Consider the following 15,643-nt stretch of genomic DNA (forward strand, 5'->3'; position numbering starts at 1 on the left):
CGGTGATCGATACGGACGCCGACGAGGTCCGGCTGTGCGCGCTGGAAGGCTGCGAGAATCCCTTGCCCCCGCCCGCGGTGGACGCCGAGGGGAAACGCAAGGGCGGCCGTCCCTCCGCCTACTGCGGTAAGGCGCACGCCGACGCCGCGTCACGTGCCCGGCGGGCGGCCGCGGTGGCGAGCGTGGCCGATCCGCTGCTGGAGGTCCGCCGGATCGCCGACGAGTTCACCCCGGCCGCGGCGTCGCTCGTGGAATTGCTGGCCGCGATGCGGTCGCGGTTCGACGACGCCTCGAAGGCGGCGCTGGGCCGGGTGACCGAAGCCGAAACCGACGCGGCCACGGCCCGGCGCGAGGCCGAGGACGCGCAGCAGGCGGCGGCGAAGGCCGACACCGCGCGCGCGACCGCGCTGGCCGCGTCCCGCGACGACAAGGCGGCCAAGGCCAAGGCGGAACGCGCCGCCGAACAGGCCATGAAGGACGCGGAGGAGATCCGGCAGCGCTCCTGGAGCGAGGTCGCCGCCCACGAACGGGCCCGGGGCGCCGCGGAAGCCGCGACCGTCGCGGCGGAGCGCGCCCGCGATGAGCTGCTCGCCGAGCTTCGGACGCTGCGTGAGGAGAAGACCCGGCTGACCGGGAAGCTGGCCGAACGCGACACGGCGCTGGCCCGGGCGGCCGCGGAACTCGAAGCACTGCAGCACCGGCTCGACGAGGCCAAGACGCGGACGACGGTGTCCGAAAAGGAATCGGCCGGGCTTCGGGCGTCGCTCGCGGAAGAACACACGGCCAGGAGCCTCGCCGAAGCGCGGGCGACGGCTCTCGCCGAGGAACTGGAGCGCGCACACGCCCGTGCGGCCGCCGATCAAGCACGATACGACGACGTCATACGGCGGCTTGCCGCCCCTTCGCGCGAAACGACTGTGGAGACTTCCGAGCTGACGTAGAGTGCCGCTCACCTATCCAGGGTTGGGGGCACGGGCTGTGAGCGGGTACGAGGTCCAGATCGGTCAGCTGCGGACCGCGGCCAAGGCCGCGGGATCCGCCGCAGACCAGGCCAGAGCCGTGGAACCCGGCACCGGTTTGGATGCGATCGCGACGGCATTGCCCGGCGGAGAAGCCGCGAAGAACGCGTCCACGCTGGCGTCGACGTGCACTGAGCGCGCGAAGGGATGGGCGGGCGAGATCGACCGCTGGAGCGAATCGATCACGAAAGCCGCCGACGCGTACTCCGAAAACGAGAACTCCGCGGAGGAGGCTTTCGGAGGATGACGGCCGGCTACGACGACGTCCGCAAGTGGGACGCTGAGGCGCTCGAGACGACGGCCACCAACCTGGGTGGGCGGCGGGACAAGCTCATCGGGCTGCAGGACGAACTCGACGACGCGAGGAAACTGCCCGATTGGCGCGGCCCCGCCGGCGAGCGCGCACGCGGTTCGCTGGGCGATACCCGGAACAAGGCCGAGATCCTGATCGCGGAGCTGTCCGCCCTCGAAACCGCCCTGCAGAACGCGTCGGACGACGTCGCCGCCCTGAAGACCAGGGTGGCCAACAACGACTCCCTCGCCGGCACCTACCAGTTCCGCATCGCCGCCGACGGCGCGATCGTGGACGACAAACCCGCAGACCCTCCGCCGAAGTCGCGGTTCGAAGCCGAGGAGTACGCCGAGGCCCGACGGCACCGCGAAACCATCAAGAAGCAGCTGGAGCAGGAAACCAAAGCGATCCTCACCGCGGCGAACAGCATCGACGCAGGCCTCGCCCGGGTGATGCGGCTCGTCCAGGACGGCCAGATCAGCGACCACGAGGCGACCGACCTGGCCGGCGCCAAAAAGGGCGGGGAGATCGACGCCAAGGTGATCGACATGGAGCAGGCGCTCCGCGACGCCGGTCTGCTGAGCGGGCCACCCGCCTCCGGGCACTACCGGCAATGGCTCGAGAACGCCGTACGCCGGGGCGTATCGATCGACACCATCAAGAAGATCGCCGACGAACACGACATCACGCCCGAGGACTTCAAGGTCCTCGACGGCATGGAGGAGATCCGCGAGGACGAAGACGGCGACGGGACCTACAAGTCGTACTTCCTGATGCCGACCGACATCAGCGGGGACGACGCCGCCAAGGCGGTGCGGATGACCTACATCATGAACGCGGGCACCGACTACGGCACCGAAGGCGAGAAGACCGACTTCGCGCCGACCCCGTACGGATCCGAAGAGCTGCGGCGGATCACCGACCGGCAACGGGAGAACTCCTGGAGCTATGACGACGATGTGGGCTTCGTGCACGACAACGGCGGGCGGCTGGTGACCACCCCGAACGGCATGATGATGGGCTTGGGCGGAAACCTCGTCCAGGACCAGTTCAGCCAGCGCGGCGGGACCACCTGGGGCGACACGTTCATGCTGAACATCGACGACCCGAAGGATCCGGCGCAGCAACTGCGGGAGGTCGCGAAGTCGGGCCACGCCTGGTACGAGGACGACAACGGCGCGTCCCAGGGCTCGCTCGACATGGACCGGTTGCTGCACCACGAGGAGCGCCACTCCCGGCAATGGGGGCGCGAAGGCTATGCCGGCTTCCTCGCCTCCTATTTGTGGGAGCAGGCCACCGGCGGCAACGAAACCGAGGAAGACGCGGGACTTTCCGATGGCGGATATCACTAGGCGGGCCTGCGCCGCGTTGCTCGTGGTGGCCGTGACCGCGGCGTGCGACACCAAAGCGCAGTTCGCGCCGTCGCTGCCGCCCGAGGCCGGTTTCCGCGTCGACGACGGCGTCCTGAAACTGTGGACGGGCACTCCGTGCGAGGGCGTCACCGGCCTGAGGCTGACGTTCGACTCCGGTACCCAGGCGAGCACGGAGCAGGTGTGGACCGCGCCGCGGCCGGGCGTGCGGGTCGAGCGGCTGGATCTGCTCGGGGTGTCCTTTCTGGACACCGCCGGCCCGCTCCAGGTGCGGACACCGCTGCCCGCGGGTTACGACTGGACCAAGGCGGGCTCGATCACCGTCACCGTCGACGGCCCGAAAGCGTACGGTGCCAAGGCCGACGTCGCCCAGGTGCTTCGCGAGTCGGCCAGCCATCCGTCCGGGAGCTACCTGTTCGGCCGGAGCGGCTGGCTGGACGCGTCGGACGTCCAGCGCGAGAACCGGAAGTCGTTCCTGACCGTCTGCACTCCCGACCCGGAGTGACGTTTCGAGCAGCGGAGCCGCATATGGACACGCCGGAAAGTACATCGCGGACGGTGTTCCGACGCGTCGTGCTCGGCGCTTTCGCCTGCATCGCGGCGGTGATCGTGCTGCTCGTCGGCAGTGTGGTGCTCAGCGCGACCGGATCGTCGTCCGATCCGCATGGCTACGGGATTTTCGCGGGGATCCTGTTCACGGCGATCCTGATGCCGGTCGCGCTGGCGCTGTGGCTGCTGTACCGCTCACTGCGACGACGCGGCAAGTGATCCCGGCGCTGCCAGGAAGCCGTGAAGGCCTCCTTCCCTACCTTCAGGGTAGGCAAGGAGGCCTTCACGGACCTGCGAACACCTGGCCCCGACTTCAGAATGACCCCACGCGCTCACGAGGGAAGTTCGGTCCCCGATGCGCCGGAGCCTCCGGTGATCAGCTGCTCGACCCCGTCCAGGATCCGCGCCAGCCCGAACCGGAAGGTGTGCAGTGGCGCGCTCGCCGCACCGTGGGTTTCTCCTGCCGCCTGCCCGATCCGCGCCGCCAGCGGGAACAGTCCCGCGTCGGCTTCGGGGATCTCCGCGAGCACAGGCGCGCTGGCCGTCCACCACTCCATGTCGGTCAGGCCGGACCGCCGCACGAGGCTCGCCGATTCCACGGAACCGCGCGCGATGCCCTGGACGAACCCGTTGACCATCGCCACGACGGCGTCCATCTCCAGGTCGGTGAGCCCGATCGCGTCGACGGCCTCCAGCTCGCGTTCGTGCTTGGCGAAGGTGTGCGGGCCGAGGGGCAGACGGCCGGTGGTGAGCTGGAGCATCCACGGATGCCGGTGGTACATCTCCCAGGCGTCTTCGGCGAGGATCGTCATCGTGACCCGCCAGTCGTGGCTCTCCGGGGGATCGGTCAGTTCGCCGTGGACCCGGTCGATCATCAGGTCGAGCAGTTCGGCGCGGCTGGCGATGTAGGTGTAGATCGTCATGGGGGAGACGCCGAGTTTCTCCGCGCCCCGGCGGACCGACAGCGCGGTGATCCCCTCGGTGTCGGCGATCTCGATCGCGGCGGTGACGATCTCGTCGACGCTGAGCTTGGGTTTGGGGCCGCGACGGGGTTTCCCGCGCACGCCCCAGAGCAGTTCGATGGTCCGTCGTGGATCGCCCGTCCCGCTGTGGTCCGCGTCCGTCATCACGTTCTCTCTACGGTGTACAGAGTTGTGTTATCCTGAACTGTACACCGTACAGAGATTGGGGTTGAGTGGCGTCTCACGACGGTTTCGGCAGTGTTGTTTTCGAACCGAAGAATCCACCTCGGACCAGCGGATTCGTCTTCTGGAACGCCGAGGGGCACACGCCGGGGACCGGGGAGGTGACAGTCGCCCTCCCCGAGATCGTCACCGTGCCGTGCGTACGGCTCTCGATGGCCGAGGCGCTCCCCGCGCTGCTGCGGCTCAGTGAGAGCGACGATCCCTCCGCGCGTTTCTGGAGCACAGCCGCCGCGGCGGCGTTGAAGCTCGCCGAGGCGGGCCGGTTGCTTCCCGGGCTCACGGAGTCCGATGTGGACGCTTGGCGCGCGGGCCCGCTGGAACCCGCCGACGCCGCTTGGCTGCGCGAGCTGTCCGAAGCGATGCCGGCCCGGGCGAGGGCGATCCCGGGTGAGGGAAATCTGCTTCCCGCCCGGTACCCGTTGCTGCGCGCGTTTCTCGACGCCGTGGCCGACACCCTTCCCCGCACGCCCGCGGCCGCGCAGGCGGCGGGCGTCAAGGCGTTCGCCGCCGCGCCCGCGCACCGGCTCCCGCGGCTGCGGGACTGGGCGGCCGAGGTCGCGGCCGGGCTGGATTCCGGGGTCCGGGTCTCGGTGCGGATCGAAGCGCCCGGGGACGATTTCACGATCGGCCGGTTCAGCGGGGTCGTCCAGGTGCACAGCCTCGCCGACCCCGGGGTCCTGGTCGACGCCGCCGCGCTTTGGGCGGGTGACGACCGGTTCGGCCCGAGGGCGCGGATCGACGTCATGCTGGCGTTGCGCCGTGCCGCGCAGTTGTGGCCGCCGCTGGAGCCGCTGCTCAATGCCGCGGTCCCCGACGAGGTCGTGCTCGGCGACATCGACATCACCGAACTGCTCACCACCGCGGCGCCCCTGCTGGCCACGGCGGGGATCGACGTGCACTGGCCCGCCGATCTCGTCCGCGACCTGAGCGCGAAAGCGGTCGTCGGCGGCGGTGACGCGCCGCCGGACGACCTTCCGTCGTTCTTCGCCGGCGGCACGCTGCTGCAGTTCGACTGGCAGCTCGCGCTCGGCGGCGCGCCGCTCACCGTGGCCGAGATGGACGCGCTGGCCGAGGCGCACCGTCCTGTCGTGCGGTTGCGCGACCAGTGGGTGCTCGTCGATCCGGCGCTCGCGGCGAAGGCGCGGGATCGCGCGCTGAAGCCGCTCACGCCGATCGACGCGCTCGGCGCCGCTTTGAGTGGGACCACCGAGATCGACGGTGAACGCGTCGACGTCCTCACCGACGGCTGGCTCGCCGCGTTGCGGGAGCGGCTGCTCGCCCCGCCGGAACCGCAGGCACCGCCGCCCGGCTTGGCCGCGACCCTGCGCGACTACCAGATGCGCGGCCTGCAGTGGCTGACCGCCATGACGTCGATCGGGCTCGGCGGTTGTCTCGCCGACGACATGGGTCTCGGCAAGACGATCACGCTGATCTCGCTCCACCTGCACCGCGCGGACGGCCCGACGCTGGTCGTCTGCCCGGCCTCGCTGCTGGGGAACTGGGAACGCGAGATCACCCGGTTCGCCCCCGGTGTCCCGGTGCGGCGGTTCCATGGCACCGAGCGCTCGCTCGACGAGCTCGGTGACGGCTTTGTGCTCACCACCTACGGAACCCTGCGCGTCGACCCGGAACCGCTGGGAGCCGTCCATTGGGGACTGCTGGTCGCCGACGAGGCCCAGCACGTCAAGAACCACCGCTCCGGCACGGCGAAGGCGTTGCGGACGCTGACGTCGTCGGCGCGGGTGGCGCTGACGGGCACCCCGGTGGAGAACAACCTCTCCGAACTGTGGGCGATCCTGGACTGGACGACGCCGGGACTGCTCGGCACCATGGCCGATTTCCGCCGTGTGTGGGCGAAACCGGTCGAGTCCGGAAAGGACCCCGAGGCCGCGGAACGGCTATCGCGGCTGGTCCGCCCGTTCCTGTTGCGGCGCCGCAAATCCGATCCGGGGATCGCGCCGGAGCTGCCCGCCAAGACCGAGACCGACCGGCCGGTGACACTCACCGCCGAGCAGGCGGCCCTGTACGAGGCGACGGTGCGGGAGCTGATGGCCGAGATCGCCGGAAGTGAGGGCATCGCGCGCCGCGGCCGGATCGTCAAGCTGCTCACCGGGCTCAAGCAGATCTGCAACCATCCCGCGCAGTACCTCAAGGAGCCGTCGGAAGCGGTGCTGGACGGCCGGTCGGGCAAGCTCGAGCTGCTCGACGAACTGCTGGGCACGATCCTCGCCGAAGACGGCGCGGTGCTGGTGTTCACCCAGTACGTCGCCATGGCCCGGCTGCTGGAACGTCATCTCGCGCAGCGCGGTATCGGCACGCAGCTGCTGCACGGCGGCACACCGGTGCCCAAACGCGAGGATCTCGTGCGCCGGTTCCAGGCCGGTGAGGTGCCGGTGTTCCTGTTGTCGCTCAAGGCGGCGGGTACCGGGCTCAACCTGACCCGCGCCGATCACGTCGTGCACTACGACCGCTGGTGGAATCCCGCGGTGGAGGACCAGGCGACCGACCGCGCGTACCGGATCGGGCAGACCAGGCCGGTCCAGGTGCACCGGCTCATCGCCGAGGGAACGGTCGAAGACCGGATCGCGGCGATGCTGCGGGAGAAACGCGCGCTCGCCGACGCGGTGCTCGCCGGCGGCGAGGCCGCCCTGACCGAACTGACCGACGAGGAGCTGGCCGATCTGGTCGAGCTGAGGAGCCGCCGATGAGTACGCCCGACGATCGCGTCCGCGGCTTCCCCGCCTTCGGGCGGCAGGGTGGACACGGCCAGTTCGCCCGCTCGTGGTGGGGCCGCGCGTGGATCACCGCGATGGAGGACACCGCGCTGGACCTGAGGCAGCTCAAACAGGGCCGCAAGTACGCCGCGGCGGGCCGGGTCGGCCCGATCACGGTCAGCCCCGGCCGGATCGCCGCCGTGGTCGACGACCAGGAAGGCCAGTACCGCACCGAGGTCCGCCTCGCGGAACTGACCGAGCACGAATGGGACCGCTTCCTCGACCGGGTCGCCTCCCGCACCGGACATCTCGCCGCGCTGCTGGACCGGGACATGCCACACGACCTCGTCGAGGCCGCGGACGACGCCGGAGTGCATCTGCTGCCCGGCATCGGTGACCTGGACCCGGACTGCGACTGCCCCGGCTGGGAGCTGCCGTGCCGCCACGCCGCGGCGCTGTCGTTCCAGGCCTCGTGGCTACTCGACGCGGATCCCTTCGTGCTGCTGCTGATGCGGGGCAAGGGGGAGCGGGAACTGCTCGACGAGCTCCAACGGCGCAACGCGCCCCGGTTCGTGCGCACAGGGGACGACGGCGTCCCGGCCGAGCGTGCCTACGCCGACGAGCCGGGCCCGTTGCCGGATCTCGCCGCGTTCGTACCCGCCGGAGGCCCGACCGTGCCGGGAGCTCCCGACATCCCGGCCGAGACCATCGCTCTGCTGGTCGCCAACGCGGGACAGATGGCCGGCGCGCTGCTGGCGTCACAGCCGAAGCTCACCCGCAAACAGGACGCCGTCCGCCTGGCCGCCACGCGTCCGGAGACCGCGGACAGGCTGCGCCCGGCCGGGAGCGGTGAGGACTTCGACCGCGCGGTACTCGCTTGGCGGCACGGTGGACGCGCCGGTCTCGAGGTCCTGGAGACAGCGTGGACGCCGCCGTCGCAGGCGATGGGCCGGGCACGGGCCGCGTTCACCGAGGTCGTGGACGATCCCGGCCAAGGGCTCGACGTCGAACGCAACCACTGCACCGTCCACGGGACCGGGGTGCAGGTGCGGCTGGGCAAGGACGGGCTCTGGTACCCGTACCGCGATCAGTGGCCGGCCGGCCCGCCCGAAGCCGATCCCGGCGCGCTGTTCGCCGCGTTGCTCGGCTGATCCCACTGCCGTCCTCGCCGCAGCTGATCCAGCCGCGGCGAGGACAGGTGAAGGATCCGGTACCGGACTTCATCCGACTCCGGTGCCTCGCCCGCCCAGAGGCTGTAGCGGACGACCTCCCACGTCCGCGGGTCGACGGCCAGCGCGCCCGAATGCGCACCGTCGTGGCGCAGGTGCTCGCGAAGCCCGTCGAGCGCTTCGCCGAGGAAGGCGACCGGATCGCTCTCGTCGGGGATCCGCACGACGTGCTTTCCCGCCGCGACCGGAGCAGAGCCGAACGCCGGTCCCTCTTCGAAGCCGAGCACGGTCCAGTGCCGCACGGCGGGACGCCCGAACGATTCGACGATGCCGCTGAACGGGCCACCGAACAGGAACGCGTTCATCCCGGCCTCGTCGTGCCACAGGTAGAAGGGCGAGTACTGGTTGAGCGTCGAGCCGTCGACACCGCGCTCACGGATCCCGTAGACCTTCAGCCCCAGGCCGCCGAAGTCGTCCAGCAGATGCCCGCGCGTGGCGACGCGCTCGCGGATGATGCCCATGTCGTAGTCGGCGGGGAGGGTGATCTCGTACTGCATCGCGTGCATGCCGTACATACTAGTAGGTACAGAACGCGGACAGGGGACTCCGATCCGAACTTCCGGTGGGAACTTCACGACCCCCGGCGCGGTCCGTTACTTCCTGCTGAGCCGGACGATCCCTTCACCGTCCTGTACCGCGACGATGACGATCACCTGCCGGTTGATCTGATGCGTCATCCCCGGCGGACCGGACACCGCACTGCCCATCCCGCCGGATGAGGGGGCGAGACCCACCTTCCCCGCCTGGACCGTGACCGACAGCGGCCCGGCACCGCCGTCGTTGGGAATCTGATCGCCGGTCCGCACCAGCACCTCACACTCCCCGTCGGAGCAGGCTCTCAGATCCCGCCCGTCCACCGCGACGAACGGCGCACCGGACGGAGCCGCGACCCCGGCCAACGGCACGTTCTCCGCAGGCGTAGTCGAACTCGCCGCGGCGAAGATCGGCGTCGGCTCGGCCGTCGAACAACCGGCGGCGAACAGCACCAGGGGAACCAGGACCAGGCATCTTCGACGATCGACCATGACCGACGAACGTAGCCGACCCGCGGGCTCCTGGATGCACCCGAATTCCGCAATCCCGCGGCCGTTCGCAGTGCCCTGGGCCGGTCCGGCCGGGGGAACCGACCGGACCGCCGCACGACGTGGTCATGCGGGCACAGAGCGTGGGACCTCAGACCTCCGCGCGGGCGATGATCGCCTTGGTGTCCACACCGGACGGAAGCGTCCCGAACGCGACACCCCAGTCGCCGCCCAGCCGCGACGCGCAGAACGCGTCGGCCACCGCCGGCGTCCCGTGCCGTACCAGCAACGAACCCTGCAGCACCAGCGCCATCGACTCGACCAGCCGCCGCGCCCGGTACTCGATGTCCGACAGGTCGGACAACTCCTTGCGCAGCCTGCCCACCGCGTCGTCCAGCCGTGTGTCGGCGCCGGACGCCTGCTCGACCTCGGTGAAGTACGCCGCCACCGACTCCGGCTGCTTCGCCATGGCCCGCAGCGCGTCGAGCGCCGCGACGTTGCCCGAACCCTCCCAGATCGACATCAGCGGAGCCTCGCGGTAGAGCCGCGGCATCCCCGATTCCTCGACGTACCCGTTGCCGCCCAGGCATTCCAGCGCCTCGACCGCGTGCGACGGGCCGCGCTTGCACACCCAGTACTTCGTCACCGCCAGCCCCAGCCGCCGGAACGCCTGCTCCTGCTCGTCGTCCGGCCGGTCGGTGGCCGACGCCAGCCGCATCCCGACCGTCGTCGCCGCCTCGGACTCCACGACGAGGTCCGCCAGCACGTTGCCCATCAGCGGCTGATCCACCAGATTCGCCCCGAACGCGCGACGATGACGCGCGTGGTGGATCGCCCGCACGGCGCCGTACCGCATCCCCGACGCACTCCCGACCGCGCAGTCCAGCCGGGTGTTGTTCACCATCTCGATGATGGTGCGCACGCCACGGCCTTCCTCGCCGACCAGCCAGCCGATCGCGTCGTCGTACTCGATCTCCGACGACGCGTTGGACCGGTTGCCCAGCTTGTCCTTCAGCCGCTGCAACCGGATCCCGTTGCGCGAGCCGTCCGGCAGGACCCGGGGGAGCAGGAAACACGACAGCCCGCCCGGCGCCTGGGCCAGCGTCAGGAACATGTCCGACATCGGCGCCGAGGTGAACCACTTGTGCCCGACGATCACATAACTACCGTCCCCGAGCGGACGCGCCGTGGTCGTGTTCGCCCGGACGTCGGAACCGCCCTGCTTCTCCGTCATCGACATCCCGGCGATGAGACCGCGCTTCGAACTCGGCTCACGCAGCCCGAAGTCGTACTCCGTCGCCGCCAGCAACGGCTCGTACCGCGCGGACAGCTCGGGGTTGAACCGCAACGCCGGGACCGCCGCGTACGTCATCGAAATCGGGCATGTGTGCCCCGCGTCGACCTGGCCCCAGACGTACATCTTCGCCGCCCGCGCCGCGTGCGCGCCCGGCCGGGGATCCCGCCACGGCGCCGCGTGCAGCCCGTAGGACACCGCGACGTCCATCAGCTCGTGCCAGTACGGGTGGAACTCGACCTCGTCGATCCGGTTCCCGACCCGGTCGTGCGTGCGCAGCACCGGCTCGTTCTCGTTGACCAGCCTGCCCCACTCCTGCGCCTGCTCACTCCCGGCCAGCCTGCCGAGGGCGTGCACCTCGGCCACCGCCCAGCCCGCGCCCGCCCGCTCCAGCCCCTCCAGCAACGCCGGATCGGCGGCGACGTCGTACTCCGCCAGCGGCGGGACCTGATTGGTGACCTCATGAGTGCTCGGCATCGGAACCTCCCAAGGAACGCAGGACGAAAGTGCGCAGCCCGGACACCTCGTCCGCACTGCCGGTGGTCAACGGGCCGATCAGCACCTCGGCGGCCGCGCCGACGAGCGCCGCCGCGGTGATGTCCGCGTCCTGGGCGGGCAGGGCCCCGGACCGGACGCCATCGGCCACGTGCTGGGCGACGACGTCACGGAACGCGCGCCGGAACACCAGCCGCTCGGCCTCGATCGGCGCGTCCACAGGCTCGGCCAACAGCGCGTACGCCATCCGCGGGGTCTTCAACGCCCGGCTCGCGAAGGTGTCGAAGACGGCCACGACCCGCTCGGCCGGTGCACCGGGCAGCTCCGACACCTCGCGCACAGCCTCGACCTCACGCGTGACGACCTTCCGGAACAGCTCCACGACGAGCGCGGCCTTGGTGGGGAAGTGGCGGTACACGCTGCCGACCGCCACCCCCGCCCGTTCCGCGACCGCCGAGACCGAGCAGCCCGCGTACCCGCGCTCGGCAAGCTGCTCCATCGCGGCGGCGAGGACGGCGTCGCGCTGGGCGTCCAAACGCTCCTGGACCTTCGGTGTACGTCGATACGGCACCCAAGAAGTGAAGCACCGATTCACACCTTCAGTCAACGCACCTTGGTGAGCTCCTCGACGGCCCTGGCGATGCCCTTCTTGTCATAAGCGCTGGTCGGCATGGTCGCCGCATGGGCATGACGGACCACCCCGCCCCGGTCGAACAGCACGCTGCCCGACTGCTGCATCAGCTTCTTCCCCAGCCCGAAGGCCTCGTGCGGCGTACCACCCCGGCCGGTCACCACCCGGAACGGCACCCCACGCTTCGCCCGCCACGCCTCCGCCTCCGCCCGGCGCTCCGGGACGGCGACCAGCACGCGCACATCGGCGGCGGCCAGCTCCTCGGCCCGCCCCACGAGGTCCTTCACATGGCTGTTGCAGACCGGGCACGAGGTCGACCGCATGAAATAGATCAGCACGTTCCCCGTGCCACGAAACTCCGAGAGCCGCACGACCTGCCCGGCCGTGTCCTCCAGAGCGACATCAGGGACGGTGGAACCGATTTCGAGCATGAAGACTCCTCAAAAGAAGATCAGGAAGTGGGGTTGTCGAGAAGGGACCGGACCGTCGCCCGCGCGCGGTGCAGCCGGGACTTCATCGCCGCCGGGCTCAGCCCGAGCGCGTCCGCGACCGCCCGGCCCGAAAAGCCCTGGATGTCACGCATGATCAAGACGCGACGTTGGTCAGCGGGCAACTCGGCGATCGCCGCGGCCACCCGTTGCGCCTCCAGCCGATCCAAGGCGTCTTCTTCGGCCGACACCATCACGACGGAATCCGCCAGATCGTCACCACGCAACGTCCGGCGGGCCCGCCGGAGACATTCGTTGCGCACGATCCGGAACATCCACGACGCCAGCGCACCGGTGGCCCGCAGCGTGCCGATCTTCCGGTACAGGATGATCAGCGCCTCCTGCGCCGAATCCTCCGCGTCCTCCGGCGAAGCGCACAACGACCGCGCGAACCGCTGCACATGCGGATGGGAACCCGAGACCAAAGCGGCGATGGCGGACGCGTCCCCGCCCTGCGCCGCCACGATCAACGAGTCCCGCGGCCAATCGGCCTCCACGACAACCTCCTCCCGCGCCGAGCTTGTCCCGGCCCTTACAAGAGCCGCGAACCCCGCGAAAGGATTCAGCCCGCCCAACGTGACCCCGCTCACCCCGGCAGGCGCACCACGAAGCCCACGTCACCCGATGGCATGATCGCCGCTATGACATGGACCGCCCCCGAGGTGACCCGACCCTCCGGCGACACCGCCGCCGACGAGCAGGTCCTCCTGCCCTCCCTGCTGAACTGGCACCGCGGCACCTTCCTCCACAAACTCGCCGGTCTCACCGGAGAACAACTCGCCCAGGCGTCGGTCCCGCCCTCCAACCTCACCCTCCTCGGCCTCGTCCGCCACCTCGCCAAGGTCGAACGCATCTGGTTCCGCCTGCACTACACCGCCCAGGACATCGGACCCCTCTACGACCCCGCCCTCGGCAAGGACCACGACTTCGAAGCCATCGACGCCGCCAAAGCCGAAGAGGCCTACGACATCCTCCTCGAAGAGATCCGCCTGGCCGACGAGGCCGCCGCCGGACGACCCCTCGACGACACCTTCGACGTCGGCGGAAAACCGTTCTCGCTCCGCATGCTCTACATCCACATGATCGGCGAGTACGCCCGCCACAACGGCCACGCCGACCTCATCCGCGAACGCGTCGACGGTCGAACGGGAGCCTGAGGATGGAATACGGATTCATCGGCACGGGCGAGATCACCGCCGCCATCGTCGAAGGCCTCAGCAAGGACATCGCCGACCCGCCCTCGATCTTCCTCTCACCCCGCAGCCGCAGCGTCGGACAAGAACTCTCAGCCCGCTTCGCCAACGTCGAAGTCCGCGACAGCAACCAAGCCGTCGTCGACAGCGCCACGACGATCATCCTCGCGGTCCGCCCGCCGATCGCCGAAGAAGTCCTCCGGGACCTCACCTTCCGGCCCGAGCACGTCCTGATCAGCGCCCTCGCCGGTGTTCCCCTCGACCGGCTGCGCGACTGGGCCGCCCCCGCGGGCGAAGTCGTCCGGAGCATCCCGCTGCCGCCGGCCGCGCGCCGCCAAAGCCTCACCGCGATGTACCCCGACAACACCGAAGCCCGAGCCCTCTTCGACAGCATCGGCGGCAGTGTCGTCCCCGCCGCCGAAAAAGACCTCAACGTCTTCAGCGGCGCCACCGCCACCTTCGCCGCCCACCTCGACTACCTCGGCACCATCGCCGCCTGGATGACCGACCAGGGCATCGACGACACCACGGCGACCGCCTTCACCAGCCACATCTTCGGCCAGCTCGGCCATTCCCTCGCCGTACAGAAAGGCTCCCTCGAAACCCTCACCGGAAAACACATGACCCCCGGCGGGCTCAACGAACAGTTCCTCACCGACCTGCGCACCAACGGCGTCCCCGACACCGTCCGCGAGGCACTCGACGGAGTCCTCACCAGACTGCGGGACGAATGACCATCACCGACCGGCTCCGGGCGGCCGGGTGCGTCTTCGCCGAAGACGAAGCCCGGCTCCTCACCACCGAAGCCCGGACCCCGGCCGAGCTCGACACCATGGTCCGACGCCGCGTTGACGGCGAACCACTCGAAGTCATCCTCGGCTGGGCCGGATTCCACGGGCTCCGCATCGCCGTCGAACCCGGCGTCTTCGTGCCACGGCAACGCTCCGAACTCCTCGTCCGCCACGCCGTCACCCTCGCCCCGCCGGGAGCGGTGGTCCTCGACCTCTGCTGCGGCACCGGCGCGCTCGGCGCCGCCATCGCCGCCGAACTCGGCGAAATCCGGCTCTACGCGGCCGACATCGAACCCGCCGCCGTCCGCTGCGCCCGAAAGAACGTCGCCCAAGCCGGGGGAGAGGTCTTCGAAGGCGACCTCTACACACCACTTCCCGCGTCGCTCCGAGGCCGCGTCGACATCCTGGTCGTCAACGCCCCGTACGTCCCCACCGACGCCATCGCGATGATGCCGCCCGAGGCGCGCGAACACGAACCCCGCGTGGCACTCGACGGCGGACACGACGGCGTCGACGTCCACCGCCGTGTCGCCGCCGAAGCACCCCAGTGGCTCGCACCAGGCGGGCACCTGCTGATCGAAACCGGCGAAAGTCAAGCCGCGAACACTGCGGAAGCCATGGCGCACAACGGTTTGACCCCGGAAGTGATCACCGACGACGAGCTGTACGCGACGATTGTTGTCGGTGCCAGGGGCTAGGGTCGCCGCCGTGACCGACTACCTCCAAACGACCCGCACCGCCTACGACACGGTCGCGGCCGACTACGCCGAACTCCTCCGCGACCACCTCGCCGGATCCACCTGGGACAGGGCCATGCTCGGCGCGTACGCCGAACTCGTCCAGGCCGCCGGCGGCGGACGCGTCGCCGAGATCGGCTGCGGACCCGGCCGCATCACCGAGTACCTCCACGGCCTGGGGCTCGACATCCACGGCATCGACCTCTCCCCGGAGATGGTCGCCGTCGCCCGCAAGTGGTATCCGCACCTCGACTTCCAGGTCGGGGAGATGCCCGGTTTGTCCATTGAGGACGGTGCACTGGCCGGCGTCGTCGCGTGGTACTCCATCATCCACACACCACGAGAGCGGCTGCCGGAGATCTTCGCCGACTTCCACCGCATCCTCGCCCCGGGCGGCCACCTGCTCGTGGCCTTCCAGGTCGGCGACGAAGTACGCCACATCGAGCACGCGTACGGGCACGACATCTCCTGCGACGCCTACCGCCTCTCGCCCGAGAAGATCGCCGAGCAGCTGGGGGAGGCGAAGTTCAGCGTGCTCTCCACCCTCGTCCGTGAACCGTCCGAAGAATTCGAAAGCACACCACAGGCATACCTGATCGCCCGCAAGCAGTAGC

Annotated in this window: 18 protein-coding genes; 11 read left to right on the forward strand and 7 right to left on the reverse strand. The window is 70.0% G+C overall.

Annotated elements, in window-relative coordinates; genetic code table 11:
• The first annotated feature begins 2 nt into the window (after positions 1-2).
• Genes ACIRGA_RS14505 through ACIRGA_RS14525 form a run of 5 tightly spaced genes read left to right on the forward strand, consistent with a single transcriptional unit; the run spans position 3 to position 3,449 of the window.
• A complete protein-coding gene (locus ACIRGA_RS14505) occupies positions 3-941 on the forward strand; it encodes a hypothetical protein (RefSeq protein WP_400940879.1) in 939 nt (312 codons plus the stop codon).
• A 37-nt stretch (positions 942-978) separates the two neighbouring features.
• Positions 979-1,266: a hypothetical protein gene (locus tag ACIRGA_RS14510; protein ID WP_400940882.1), complete on the forward strand. Its 288-nt coding sequence runs from the start codon at positions 979-981 to the stop codon at positions 1,264-1,266.
• Complete coding sequence (locus ACIRGA_RS14515; protein ID WP_400940884.1) at positions 1,263-2,663, forward strand: WXG100 family type VII secretion target; 1,401 nt, start codon at positions 1,263-1,265, stop codon at positions 2,661-2,663. The genes ACIRGA_RS14510 and ACIRGA_RS14515 overlap by 4 nt, the downstream gene beginning before the upstream one ends.
• Complete coding sequence (locus ACIRGA_RS14520) at positions 2,647-3,186, forward strand: hypothetical protein (protein ID WP_400940886.1); 540 nt, start codon at positions 2,647-2,649, stop codon at positions 3,184-3,186. The genes ACIRGA_RS14515 and ACIRGA_RS14520 overlap by 17 nt, the downstream gene beginning before the upstream one ends.
• A gap of 23 nt (positions 3,187-3,209) precedes the next feature.
• Positions 3,210-3,449 (forward strand): hypothetical protein, encoded by a 240-nt coding sequence (locus ACIRGA_RS14525; protein ID WP_400940889.1) that lies wholly within the window; start codon positions 3,210-3,212, stop codon positions 3,447-3,449.
• A 113-nt stretch (positions 3,450-3,562) separates the two neighbouring features.
• Here the strand turns inward: ACIRGA_RS14525 and ACIRGA_RS14530 are convergent, their stop codons facing one another.
• On the reverse strand, positions 3,563-4,357 hold the full coding sequence (locus ACIRGA_RS14530) for a TetR/AcrR family transcriptional regulator (protein WP_400940891.1): 795 nt from the start codon (positions 4,355-4,357) through the stop codon (positions 3,563-3,565).
• Positions 4,358-4,425: 68 nt separating this feature from the next.
• On the opposite strand from ACIRGA_RS14530, the gene ACIRGA_RS14535 reads away from it, so the two are divergent.
• Both ACIRGA_RS14535 and ACIRGA_RS14540 read left to right on the forward strand, forming a co-directional pair.
• On the forward strand, positions 4,426-7,143 hold the full coding sequence (locus ACIRGA_RS14535) for a DEAD/DEAH box helicase (RefSeq protein ID WP_400940893.1): 2,718 nt from the start codon (positions 4,426-4,428) through the stop codon (positions 7,141-7,143).
• Positions 7,140-8,300: an SWIM zinc finger family protein gene (locus tag ACIRGA_RS14540; RefSeq protein ID WP_400940896.1), complete on the forward strand. Its 1,161-nt coding sequence runs from the start codon at positions 7,140-7,142 to the stop codon at positions 8,298-8,300. Before ACIRGA_RS14535 ends, ACIRGA_RS14540 begins: the two co-directional genes overlap by 4 nt.
• Here ACIRGA_RS14540 and ACIRGA_RS14545 read toward each other — a convergent pair.
• The 6 genes from ACIRGA_RS14545 to ACIRGA_RS14570 form a co-directional block, all read right to left on the reverse strand.
• Entirely contained in the window at positions 8,237-8,884 is a 648-nt protein-coding gene (locus ACIRGA_RS14545) for a DUF4865 family protein (RefSeq protein WP_400940898.1), read from the reverse strand. The genes ACIRGA_RS14540 and ACIRGA_RS14545 overlap by 64 nt on opposite strands.
• A gap of 87 nt (positions 8,885-8,971) precedes the next feature.
• Positions 8,972-9,403 carry a hypothetical protein gene (locus ACIRGA_RS14550; protein WP_400940900.1) on the reverse strand — a complete coding sequence of 144 codons (432 nt, stop codon included), beginning with the start codon at positions 9,401-9,403 and terminating at the stop codon, positions 8,972-8,974.
• A 148-nt stretch (positions 9,404-9,551) separates the two neighbouring features.
• Complete coding sequence (locus ACIRGA_RS14555) at positions 9,552-11,171, reverse strand: acyl-CoA dehydrogenase family protein (protein WP_400940903.1); 1,620 nt, start codon at positions 11,169-11,171, stop codon at positions 9,552-9,554.
• The gene (locus ACIRGA_RS14560) at positions 11,155-11,760 is read right to left on the reverse strand and encodes a TetR/AcrR family transcriptional regulator (RefSeq protein ID WP_400940905.1); all 606 of its coding nucleotides are present in this window, start codon (positions 11,758-11,760) and stop codon (positions 11,155-11,157) included. The genes ACIRGA_RS14555 and ACIRGA_RS14560 overlap by 17 nt, the downstream gene beginning before the upstream one ends.
• A gap of 32 nt (positions 11,761-11,792) precedes the next feature.
• Complete coding sequence (locus ACIRGA_RS14565) at positions 11,793-12,251, reverse strand: peroxiredoxin family protein (RefSeq protein WP_400940907.1); 459 nt, start codon at positions 12,249-12,251, stop codon at positions 11,793-11,795.
• Positions 12,252-12,271: 20 nt separating this feature from the next.
• A complete protein-coding gene (locus ACIRGA_RS14570) occupies positions 12,272-12,805 on the reverse strand; it encodes an RNA polymerase sigma factor (protein WP_400940910.1) in 534 nt (177 codons plus the stop codon).
• Positions 12,806-12,949: 144 nt separating this feature from the next.
• On the opposite strand from ACIRGA_RS14570, the gene ACIRGA_RS14575 reads away from it, so the two are divergent.
• From ACIRGA_RS14575 to ACIRGA_RS14590, 4 genes are read left to right on the forward strand one after another with little or no spacing between them, the layout of a single operon-like run.
• Positions 12,950-13,465 (forward strand): DinB family protein, encoded by a 516-nt coding sequence (locus ACIRGA_RS14575; RefSeq protein WP_400940912.1) that lies wholly within the window; start codon positions 12,950-12,952, stop codon positions 13,463-13,465.
• Positions 13,466-13,467: 2 nt separating this feature from the next.
• On the forward strand, positions 13,468-14,235 hold the full coding sequence (locus ACIRGA_RS14580; RefSeq protein ID WP_400940915.1) for an NAD(P)-binding domain-containing protein: 768 nt from the start codon (positions 13,468-13,470) through the stop codon (positions 14,233-14,235).
• Positions 14,232-14,990: a putative protein N(5)-glutamine methyltransferase gene (locus ACIRGA_RS14585; RefSeq protein ID WP_400940917.1), complete on the forward strand. Its 759-nt coding sequence runs from the start codon at positions 14,232-14,234 to the stop codon at positions 14,988-14,990. The genes ACIRGA_RS14580 and ACIRGA_RS14585 overlap by 4 nt, the downstream gene beginning before the upstream one ends.
• Before the next feature lie 10 nt (positions 14,991-15,000).
• Positions 15,001-15,642, forward strand: a complete 642-nt coding sequence (locus ACIRGA_RS14590; RefSeq protein WP_400940919.1) for a class I SAM-dependent DNA methyltransferase — start codon at positions 15,001-15,003, stop codon at positions 15,640-15,642.
• Position 15,643: the final 1 nt, after the last annotated feature.

It is taken from the genome of Amycolatopsis sp. NPDC102389 (assembly GCF_044765885.1).
GTDB lineage: Bacteria > Actinomycetota > Actinomycetes > Mycobacteriales > Pseudonocardiaceae > Amycolatopsis.

What these genes read in the sequence shown, in the direction of transcription:
- ACIRGA_RS14515 (WP_400940884.1), top strand. Translation starts at nt 1,263, where the DNA reads ATGACGGCCGGCTACGACGACGTCCGCAAGTGGGACGCTGAGGCGCTC.
- ACIRGA_RS14520 (WP_400940886.1), top strand. Translation starts at nt 2,647, where the DNA reads ATGGCGGATATCACTAGGCGGGCCTGCGCCGCGTTGCTCGTGGTGGCC.
- ACIRGA_RS14525 (WP_400940889.1), top strand. Translation starts at nt 3,210, where the DNA reads ATGGACACGCCGGAAAGTACATCGCGGACGGTGTTCCGACGCGTCGTG.
- ACIRGA_RS14530 (WP_400940891.1), bottom strand. Translation starts at nt 4,357, where the DNA reads ATGACGGACGCGGACCACAGCGGGACGGGCGATCCACGACGGACCATC.
- ACIRGA_RS14540 (WP_400940896.1), top strand. Translation starts at nt 7,140, where the DNA reads ATGAGTACGCCCGACGATCGCGTCCGCGGCTTCCCCGCCTTCGGGCGG.
- ACIRGA_RS14545 (WP_400940898.1), bottom strand. Translation starts at nt 8,884, where the DNA reads ATGCACGCGATGCAGTACGAGATCACCCTCCCCGCCGACTACGACATG.
- ACIRGA_RS14550 (WP_400940900.1), bottom strand. Translation starts at nt 9,403, where the DNA reads ATGGTCGATCGTCGAAGATGCCTGGTCCTGGTTCCCCTGGTGCTGTTC.
- ACIRGA_RS14555 (WP_400940903.1), bottom strand. Translation starts at nt 11,171, where the DNA reads ATGCCGAGCACTCATGAGGTCACCAATCAGGTCCCGCCGCTGGCGGAG.
- ACIRGA_RS14565 (WP_400940907.1), bottom strand. Translation starts at nt 12,251, where the DNA reads ATGCTCGAAATCGGTTCCACCGTCCCTGATGTCGCTCTGGAGGACACG.
- ACIRGA_RS14575 (WP_400940912.1), top strand. Translation starts at nt 12,950, where the DNA reads ATGACATGGACCGCCCCCGAGGTGACCCGACCCTCCGGCGACACCGCC.
- ACIRGA_RS14580 (WP_400940915.1), top strand. Translation starts at nt 13,468, where the DNA reads ATGGAATACGGATTCATCGGCACGGGCGAGATCACCGCCGCCATCGTC.
- ACIRGA_RS14585 (WP_400940917.1), top strand. Translation starts at nt 14,232, where the DNA reads ATGACCATCACCGACCGGCTCCGGGCGGCCGGGTGCGTCTTCGCCGAA.